The sequence below is a fragment of the Roseicyclus sp. genome (assembly GCF_052168335.1).
Classification (GTDB): Bacteria; Pseudomonadota; Alphaproteobacteria; order Rhodobacterales; family Rhodobacteraceae; genus Roseibacterium.
The window spans coordinates 1-8,767 of record NZ_JBQLZP010000635.1 but is presented as its reverse complement, the minus strand read 5'-3'; the positions used below and the strand labels follow the sequence as shown (position 1 = coordinate 8,767).

Below are 8,767 nucleotides of genomic sequence, written 5' to 3'. Positions count from 1 at the left end.
GTCATGTCGCTCCCCGCCCCGATCTCGCCCAGCACAAGTGTCGAGAGGTCGCCGTTTTCCTCGAGGATCGTGTTCAGCCGCTCCGTCGACATCAGCGTCAGTTGCCCCGCGACATGCAGCCGGTCCCCCTCCACCGTGAAGCGCGCCGCGGTGGCGGTCGAAAACCACAGGAGGCCGCCCGTGATGCCCACGAGCGCCACGAGGCCGACGATCCAGACCATCGCGCGCCGCATCGGCTCAGGCCCCCCGCGCGGCCGCGGCGGCCCGCACCTCGTCGGCCGTGCCGACAGCGCGCGTCTCCAGCGCCCTGTCGATCCGCCGGACCATCCCCGACAGCGCCTTGCCCGCGCCGATCTCCCAGGTCTCCGTCACGCCGTCCGAGGCCATCCAGGCCACGCTCTCGCGCCAGCGGACCCGCCCCGTCACCTGCTCGACGAGCTGCCGCCGGATGATGTCGGGACCGCTCTCGGGGCGCGCGGTGACGTTCGCCACAAGCGGCACCGAGGGCGCGCGCAGGTCGACGGCCTCGAGGGCCGCCGCCATCGCCTCGGCGGCGGGCTGCATCAGCGCGCAGTGGAACGGGGCGGAGACCGGCAACGGCACCGCCCGCTTGGCGCCCTTGGCCTTGGCCAGTTCCACCGCCCGCAGCACGGCCTCGGCATGGCCCGAGACCACGACCTGCGCCGGGTCGTTGTCGTTCGCCGCGGCGCAGACCTGCCCTCCGGCCGCCTCCGCCACGATCCCGGCCACCGTCTCGAAGTCGAGCCCGAGGATCGCCGCCATCGCACCTTCGCCCGGGGCCACCGCCTGCTGCATCGCCTCGCCCCTCAGCCGCAGAAGCCGCGCGGCATCCTCGAGCCCTAGCGCGCCCGCCGCCGCCAGCGCCGAGTATTCGCCCAGCGAATGCCCCGCCACGTAGGCCGCCGCCGTCACCTCGACGCCCTCGGCCCTCAGCGCGGCCATCACCGCCATCGAGGTCGCCATCAGCGCGGGCTGCGCGTTGCGCGTCAGCGTCAGCGCCTCGATCTCGCCCTCCCAGATCAGCGCCGAGAGCTTCTCGCCCAGCGCCTCGTCCACCGCCTGGAAGACCGCGCGCGCCTCGGGCCAGGTCTCGGCCAGGTCGCGGCCCATGCCGATGGTCTGGGCGCCCTGCCCCGGAAAAACGAATGCCAGCGTCATGCGCGCCTTCCTCCACCGTGCCCCGTCGGACCCCGGAAGTAGACCAGCCGATGCCCCCGCGCAACGCCTCCGAAACGACGAAGCGCCGCGCGGGTCAGGCGCGGCGCTCCGGATCGTCTCGTGTCCCGCTCAGTCGTCGAGCGTGATGCGCAGCTCGGTATCGTCGCAGGTCTGGTTCCAGTAGGTTCCGACCCAGATGTTCACGCGGCCCTCGAGGTTGGCCATGTTGAACAGGCGCACGCGTCCGTTGTTGCCTGGCCCGCTGTCGTCGTCGAAGTGGAAGTTCCCGGCCGCGTCCTGCACCAGGAGCGTCGTGTCGCAGCTCGAGTTGAGGCGGACCTCGAGGCGCCAGAAATCCTCCATGTCCGACAGGTCCAGCGTGTAGGTCGGATTGGCGTGGAAGTAGCCCGTGCCATTGATGCCGGGGCACGCCGAGAGATGCGTCGAGGCGCCGCCGACCGTCTGGTTGCGAAGCCGGATCCGGTTCTCCTCGAGCTCTTCGCCTTCACGCACGTCGGGCTCGGCCATGTAGAGGTCCGGCGCGGGGCAGCCCGCGACGTTGCTCGCCGGAACGACGGGCCCTTCCGGCTCGGTCACGCCGCCGCCTCCGGACGACCCGGACGTGTCCGTCTCGTCGTCGCCGGTGACACCTTCGCCCGGATCGGTCGGCTCCGGCTCCGGCTCCGGCTGCGGTTCCGGCTCCGGATCGGTGGGCGCGGGATCGGTCTGCCCCGGAGGGGTGCCGTCATCGTCGGTATTGTCGTTGGGGTCGTTCGACGCGCCGGGGTTGGAGTTGTCGTTGCCGTCCGCATCGTTGCCGTGACCATTGTTGCCGTTTGGGCCGCCGCCACCGGGCGTCGTCGGGTTCGATACCGTGCCGCCGGGGGAGATGCCGGGCATCCCCTGTCCCGAGGGCCCGACCGGAAGACTGTCGACCCAGGCGGTCTCGAAATACGGATCCTGAAGCTCGCCGCGAATGGTCTGGCTGTGGTCCCGCAATGCGCCGCTGGTCACATCGACCAGAGCGAAGCCCGCCGTGGACAGCGCACCCAGGAGCACGAGCCAGTCGATGGTGGAAACGCCACCCTGCTCCTCGGCCACGAAACGCTTGATCACCATTACAATCCCCTATCCTTCCCCCGGATGGCCCTTCGTCGGCGCAGCGGCCGGACATGGCGCCCGAACACCGTTTGGAGACGGGAATAGACCGGCCAAATGGTCGAATTTGGGCCAATACGGGGAATCGTGGTGTCCCTTGCAGGACCGCTTGGCGGCAGAACGCCCGCCCGGCCTAGTCCAGAGAGGGCGACTGTATCGCGATGTTGTCGACCCATCCCGTGTCGAAATGGGGGTCCTGCAACTCGCCCCGGACGTTGTGCGAATGCACCGAGAGCGCATCGGTCAGGATGATCACGAGGGCGATCCCCGCCCCCGTCAGCGCCGCGAGGAGGACGGTCCAGTCGACGGTGACGACACCCGCTTCGGACCGCAGAAACGTTGCGAAATGCATCATCGGTAATCCGAAATGTTGCCCATGGTAACTGTGGCCCGACAAATTGACCGCAGACGGACACGATCCTGCCCGATCATGGCCTCATGATGGCGAAATCGTGGCGACGGCATGGCGGAGGCGCCGGTCTGCGCCCCCGACATGCGCCGGGGCCTTGCCTTGCGGCCTCCCGGGGCGTATAGGCCGCGGGTCTCCGCCGGATCACCGTGAACGGCGTGCTCCCTCGTGGCCGGGTGGCGGAGATGCAGACCCCGGCCTTTGAAACGCGCCCGCAACAGAACTGGAGATGACATGCCTCTCTACGAGCATGTGTTCATCGCGCGTCAGGACCTGTCCAACGCGCAGGCCGAGGGCCTGATCGAGCACTTCGGCACGATCCTCAAGGACAACGGCGGCAACGTGGTCGGCACCGAATACTGGGGCGTCAAGACCATGGCCTACAAGATCAACAAGAACCGCAAGGGCCACTACGGCTACATGCGCACCGACGCCCCCTCCGCCGCCGTGCAGGAGATGGAGCGCCTGATGCGCCTGCACGACGACGTCATGCGCGTCCTGACGGTGAAGGTCGACGGCCACGAAGAAGGCCCCACCGTCCAGATGCAGAAGCGCGACGACCGTGACCGTGGCGACCGCGGGGATCGCGGCGACCGGGGCGATCGCGGGGATCGTGGAGACCGCGGCGAACGCCGCGAGCGTCGCTGAGGAAAGGACAGGACCATGGCAGCCAAACCGTTTTTCCGCCGCCGCAAGAGCGACCCCTTCGAGGGCGAAGGCGCGCCGCAGATCGACTACAAGGACATCCGTCTGCTGCAGCGCTACATCTCCGAGCGCGGCAAGATCGTCCCCTCCCGCATCACCGCGGTGGGCTCGAAGAACCAGCGCAAGCTCGCCCAGGCGATCAAGCGCGCCCGGTTCCTCGCGCTCCTGCCCTACAGCGTGAAGTAAGGAGCCCGACATGGAAGTGATCCTTCTCGAACGCGTGGCCAAGCTCGGCCAGATGGGCGAGGTCGTGTCCGTCCGCGACGGCTACGCGCGCAATTTCCTCCTGCCCCAGAAGAAGGCCCTCCGCGCCAACGAGGCCAACATGAAGGCCTTCGAGGCGCAGAAGGCCCAGCTCGAGGCCCGCAACCTCGAGACCAAGAAGGAGGCCGACGCGCTCGCCTCCCGTCTCGACGGGCAGACCTTCGTCATCATCCGCTCCGCCTCGGACGCCGGCGCCCTCTACGGCTCGGTCACGACGCGCGACGCGGCCGATGCCGCGACGGAGGCGGGCTTCTCCGTCGACCGCAAGCAGATCGAGATGACCCGCCCGATCAAGGAGCTTGGCCTGCACAAGGTCATGGTCAGCCTGCACCCCGAGGTCGAGGTCGGGATCGTGCTCAACGTCGCCCGGTCGACCGAGGAGGCCGAACTTCAGGCCTCGGGCAAGTCGATCCAGGAACTCGCGGCCGAGGAAGAGGCCGCGGCCGAGTTCGAGATCGCCGAGCTCTTCGACGACATCGGCGGCGCGCAACTCGACGAATACGACGAGGCCCCTCGCCGCGAGGCCGAGGGCTCGGAGGACGAGCGGTCCTGAACCGCCCGCTCCCGCCACCAGACACGGAAGGCCGCATCCCCGGATGCGGCCTTTCGCGTTTCCGGCGGCGCCTTCCGCACTAGGTCGGCCCGAGACGGATCACTCCGACCGGAGACACGCACATGCCGACGCCCACACGCCTCGCCTTCCTCGCCGCCGCCCTGCCCGCGACGCTGCTTGCGCAGCCCGTGCCGGAGGGGGCCGAGAACGTCCCGGGCAACACCCCCGCCTTTCCCGAACAGACCGAGGCGCCCGCACAGGACAGCGGCATCGCCCTGTCGCAGAGCACCGTGGCGGAGGGCCTCGTGCACCCCTGGGCCGTCGAGGTGCTGCCCGGCGGGGCGGGCTACCTCGTGACCGAGCGGCCGGGACGCCTGCGCCACGTCAGCCCCGGGGGCGAGGTCTCCGCCCCGATCGCGGGCGTGCCCGACGTGCTGGCCGAGAGACAGGGCGGGCTCCTCGACGTGGCCGTCGATCCCGCCTTCGACACCAACCGCGTGATCTACCTCACCTATGCGCGCCCGGTCGGCGGCGGCCTCTCCGTCACCGCGGCTGCCCGCGCCGTCCTGGCCGAGGACTTCTCGCAGCTCACCGAGGTTCGGGACATCTTCGTGCAGGATCCGCCCTCCCCCACGCCGATGCACTACGGCAGCCGCGTGGTGCCGGCCGCCGAGGGGATCGTCTACGTGACCACCGGCGACCACGCCACCGCGCGGGAGCGGGTGCTCGCCCAGAGCCTCTGGAACACCTACGGCAAGGTCGTGCGCGTCACCGCCTCGGGCGAGGTGCCGCCCGGCAACCCCTTCGCCGACCGCGAGGAGGCGCGCGGCGAGATCTGGTCGCTCGGCCACCGCAACGTGCAGGGCGCGGCGCTCCACCCCGGAACGGGCGAACTCTGGACCGTGGAACATGGACCCGCCGGCGGGGACGAACTCAACCGCATCGCGCCCGGCGACAATTTCGGCTGGCCGGTCGTCTCCTACGGGGTGGAGTACAGGGGCGGCCCCATCGGCTCGGGCCGGGCCCGCCACGCGCCCGAGTTCGTCGAACCCGTCTACTACTGGGACCCCGTCATCGCGCCGGGCGGCATGGTCTTCTACGACGGCGACATGTTCGAGGCCTGGCGGGGCGACATCCTGATCGCGGGCCTCGTCGCCTCCGCCATTGTCCGGCTCGACGTCGAGGACGGGCTCGTCGTGGGCGAGGAGCGGCTCCTCGAAGGTGTCGGCCGTGTCCGCGACGTCGCGGTGGACGCCGACGGCTCCATCCTTTTCGTCACGGATTTCGCGGATGGCGGTCTCTACCGCCTCGCGCGGGACTGACGCCGCAGGCCCGCGCGAGGCGGCGTCGGCCGCTCGGAACGTCTCGATCTCAGCGTGGCCGCACGGCACCGAAATGCAGGAGCGCCGGAAGCGCGATGCGCGTCATCGGGACAGCCTCCGGATACGCGACTGTAACGCGCGTGCCGGCACCCGCCAACCGGAACGGGATGCGCAAGGAATGCCGATGGCCCGCCCGGCAGGGGCGGGCCGCGAGCCGGGCCCGATCAGAACGTCTCGAGCGTCAGCGTGGCCGAGCAGGTCTGGGGGTTGTAGGTGCCGACCCAGATGTCCCAGGTCCCGTTGCCGGGGTTGTAGATGTCGATCGAGGGGTCGCGCCCGTTCGCAACCTCGCTGCACCACCACTGGCCCGACGAGTCGTTCACCAGCAGGAGCGTGTCGCAGGTTCCCGTCACGCGGATGTTCAGCCGCTGGTAGCCCTGCAACCCGTCGATCCGGAACTCGAAGTCGGGATCGGACACGACGTAGCCGACGTTCTGGAAACCGCAGTTCGGCAGGTACTGGCTGCCGCCCGCGATGACCGAGTAGCTGTTGGGCGACCAGAGGTCCTGGCCGGTGGTGTAATAGGTCTGCCGTCCGTTGAGCTGCCAGTTGGGACAGGCGGCGGCGGCGCCTGCGGCGCCGATCAGAACGGCGGCGCCAAGTACGATACTCTTCATGATCACTGTCCTTTAGACATTATGGGATTTGTCTTCCTCTTCGTGCCGGGGGCGGACGCGCCGCCCCCTTGCATGTCATGGGAGCCGGCGCCGCGTCACGGCGAGCTCCAGGTCTCGAACTCGACGCTCGCCTGGCAGGCCTCGTTGCCGTAGGTGCCGACCCAGACGTCCACCCGGCCGTTGAGGGCGGCGGTGTTGCGCAGGTTCAGCATCGGCTGCAGGTTGCCGTAGCTGTCATCGTCGAAGTGCCACTGGCCGAAAGCGTCCCGCACCAGGAGCGTGGTGTCGCAGCCGGGCGAGGTCACCTCGATCTCGAGGCGCCCGTAGCCCTCCATTCCGTTCAGGAACAGCGTGAACTGCGGCTGTGCGCTGGCCCAGCCGGTCCCCGGCAGGCCGCAGGAGCCGAGCATCGCGCCCCCCATGGCCGTCGTCTGGAACGTGTCGGGCGAGTAGAGCTCGCTGCCGTTCGAATAGACCGGCATGCCCTGCAGGCTCGGGTTCGGGCAACCGCCCGCCGGCTGGGGCTGCGCCGGCATCGGCAGCGGCTGCGGGATCGGCTGCGGCAGGGGCTGGGCCTGCGCCACGGCCTGCAGCGTCAGCGTCGCCGGGCAGCTGTCGCCGCCGAAGGTGCCGACCCAGAGGTCGAGCCGCCCGTTCATCGCCGCGGACGGGACCGTCAGCCGCGGCTGGAGGTTTCCGGCGCTGTCGTCGTCGTAGTACCACTGCCCGTCCGAGCCGTGGGCCAGCAGCGTCGTGTCGCAGGACGCCTGCACGCTGAGCGTCAGGTCGTAGCCCTGCATCCCGCTCAGGAAGAGGCTGGTCTGCGGCGCGACCGTGGCGGTGCCGCCGCCGTTGACGCCCGCGCATTCGCCGACGCGCGTGGTGCTGCCCATCGCCTGCAGCGTGTAGGCCTGCTGCTGGAAGAGCTGCGCCGAGCTGAGCGAGATCGGCGGGCCGCCGATGGTCGGGTTCGGGCAGTTGGCCGCGGGCAGCGGCATCGGCACGGGCTGCGGCGCCGGCTGCGGCGCGGGCGCGGGCACCGGCACGGGTGCGGGAGCCGGCGCGGGAGCCGGAGCCGGAGCCGGTGCGGGCGCCGGCATCGGCGCGGGAACCGTGCCGATCGGCTGGTTGATCACGTTCAGCGTCGCCTGGCAGTCGCCGCCGAAGAAGGTGCCGACCCACACGTCGACCCGCCCTTCGAGGGCCATCGCGTCCGAGATCGTCAGCCTGGGGTCGAGCCCCTCGCTGTCGTCGTTGAACAACCACTGACCGTCCGCGGTGTTGACCAGGAGCGCCGGATCGCAGGTGCTGTCGACGTCGAAGACCACTTCACGGCCGGCCATTCCCGTGACGGAAAAGCTGAAATCGGGCGCCGAGCGGAACTGCCCGGTCCCGAGCATCCCGAGGCCGCAGGCGTCGAGCGTGTTCTCGCCCCCCGCCATGACCGACAGCGGCTGCGCGGCCGCGCCGGGCGCGATCTGCATGTTTCCGCTGCCCAGCGAGGGGTCGGGACAAGCCATCGCCGCCCCTCCGAGGCAGCTCAGGACGATGGCCGAAGCGAACGCGTATCTCATGGAGGCGGATCCTTTCCTTGCCGCTCAGATTGGGTCCGCAGGACAGCGTGACCGCGCCTGAGTTTCCCCGTCAATCTGGTGTATCTGCGGGGACGACATGGCGAAATTGCGGAAACCCTGACCTGCGGGACGCGGTGGAGGGTATCCGACGGAAGCGCATTTCCATAGCCGAAACCAAACGATCCGATAGCAAGAGGCCCCCGAAATCTGGGGATCGCGCGGGATCACGGGCGCATCCTCCGCGCCTCGAGGAGCGCCAGCGCCTCGGCGATCGGCAGTTCCGCGATGACGCTTCCCTCGCCCCGGCTGCGCACGACCCACCGCATTCCGCCGACGTCGCCGACCGCAAGCGGAGCCGCGGCGCCTCTTGCGACGGCGATCTCCGGGGCCGGCCGCGGCAGCGGGCGCAGGGACGCGACCTGAGCGGCCTCTGCCCGGACGACCTCGACCGCCTCCACGGGCCGGGGCATGGGCACATGGACCGCAACCGGGGCCGCAACCGAGCTCGGCACCGCCTCCGGCCGCCCCGTTCCCGCGCCCGTCCGCGCAAGCGGCCGCAGCGCCGGAACCGGCTCCGCCCGGGCCTCGCGCGGCGCGGGGCCCAGCGTCCAGGCATCGCCGAGGAGGTCGATCGCGGAGGACGGCAGCGGCTCGGCCTGCGCCGCGTCGGGCGGCACCGCATCACCGGGCGCGCCGCCCTCGCGCATCTCGCCGATGGCGAAGACCACCGCCGCCGCGCCGATCACCGTCGCTCCGAACCTTGCCAGCATACCGCATCCTCCGACCTTGCCCGCACCCCGCCGCGCCGTCGCGGCCCGTGCGTCTCCGGGCAAGGTGATGGGCGATATCCCCCCTGTTATCCAATATCAGCGCGCCGCTAGCCGCTGACGCACGTAAAAAGGGCGGCCCGGCGGGGTGCGGGCAAG

General features: G+C 70.3%; 11 protein-coding genes. 4 read left to right on the top strand and 7 right to left on the bottom strand.

Features of this window, described 5'->3' with window-relative positions; translation table 11 throughout:
• From ACTS11_RS19460 to ACTS11_RS19445, 4 genes are all read right to left on the bottom strand, one after another.
• Positions 1-221 (bottom strand): hypothetical protein (locus tag ACTS11_RS19460; protein ID WP_442641945.1); only part of this gene is annotated, 221 nt, incomplete at its 3' end.
• A gap of 16 nt (positions 222-237) precedes the next feature.
• Positions 238-1,179 (bottom strand): ACP S-malonyltransferase, encoded by a 942-nt coding sequence (gene fabD, locus ACTS11_RS19455; protein ID WP_442641944.1) that lies wholly within the window; start codon positions 1,177-1,179, stop codon positions 238-240.
• A 129-nt stretch (positions 1,180-1,308) separates the two neighbouring features.
• Entirely contained in the window at positions 1,309-2,298 is a 990-nt protein-coding gene (locus ACTS11_RS19450; RefSeq protein WP_442641943.1) for a hypothetical protein, read from the bottom strand.
• A gap of 172 nt (positions 2,299-2,470) precedes the next feature.
• On the bottom strand, positions 2,471-2,692 hold the full coding sequence (locus tag ACTS11_RS19445; RefSeq protein ID WP_442641942.1) for a hypothetical protein: 222 nt from the start codon (positions 2,690-2,692) through the stop codon (positions 2,471-2,473).
• Positions 2,693-2,980: 288 nt separating this feature from the next.
• On the opposite strand from ACTS11_RS19445, the gene rpsF reads away from it, so the two are divergent.
• From rpsF to ACTS11_RS19425, 4 genes are all read left to right on the top strand, one after another.
• A complete protein-coding gene (gene rpsF, locus ACTS11_RS19440; RefSeq protein ID WP_442641941.1) occupies positions 2,981-3,394 on the top strand; it encodes a 30S ribosomal protein S6 in 414 nt (137 codons plus the stop codon).
• Between the two features lie 15 nt (positions 3,395-3,409).
• Complete coding sequence (gene rpsR, locus ACTS11_RS19435) at positions 3,410-3,637, top strand: 30S ribosomal protein S18 (RefSeq protein ID WP_442641940.1); 228 nt, start codon at positions 3,410-3,412, stop codon at positions 3,635-3,637.
• A gap of 10 nt (positions 3,638-3,647) precedes the next feature.
• Complete coding sequence (gene rplI, locus ACTS11_RS19430) at positions 3,648-4,268, top strand: 50S ribosomal protein L9 (RefSeq protein ID WP_442641939.1); 621 nt, start codon at positions 3,648-3,650, stop codon at positions 4,266-4,268.
• Positions 4,269-4,390: 122 nt separating this feature from the next.
• Complete coding sequence (locus tag ACTS11_RS19425; RefSeq protein ID WP_442641938.1) at positions 4,391-5,590, top strand: PQQ-dependent sugar dehydrogenase; 1,200 nt, start codon at positions 4,391-4,393, stop codon at positions 5,588-5,590.
• Between the two features lie 224 nt (positions 5,591-5,814).
• On the opposite strand, the gene ACTS11_RS19420 is transcribed toward ACTS11_RS19425, so the two are convergent.
• The 3 genes from ACTS11_RS19420 to ACTS11_RS19410 form a co-directional block, all read right to left on the bottom strand.
• Positions 5,815-6,267, bottom strand: coding sequence for a hypothetical protein (locus ACTS11_RS19420; protein ID WP_442641937.1), 453 nt, complete (start codon positions 6,265-6,267; stop codon positions 5,815-5,817).
• Between the two features lie 95 nt (positions 6,268-6,362).
• Positions 6,363-7,841: a hypothetical protein gene (locus ACTS11_RS19415; protein WP_442641936.1), complete on the bottom strand. Its 1,479-nt coding sequence runs from the start codon at positions 7,839-7,841 to the stop codon at positions 6,363-6,365.
• A gap of 224 nt (positions 7,842-8,065) precedes the next feature.
• Positions 8,066-8,611, bottom strand: coding sequence for a hypothetical protein (locus tag ACTS11_RS19410; protein WP_442641935.1), 546 nt, complete (start codon positions 8,609-8,611; stop codon positions 8,066-8,068).
• Positions 8,612-8,767 lie beyond the last annotated feature (156 nt).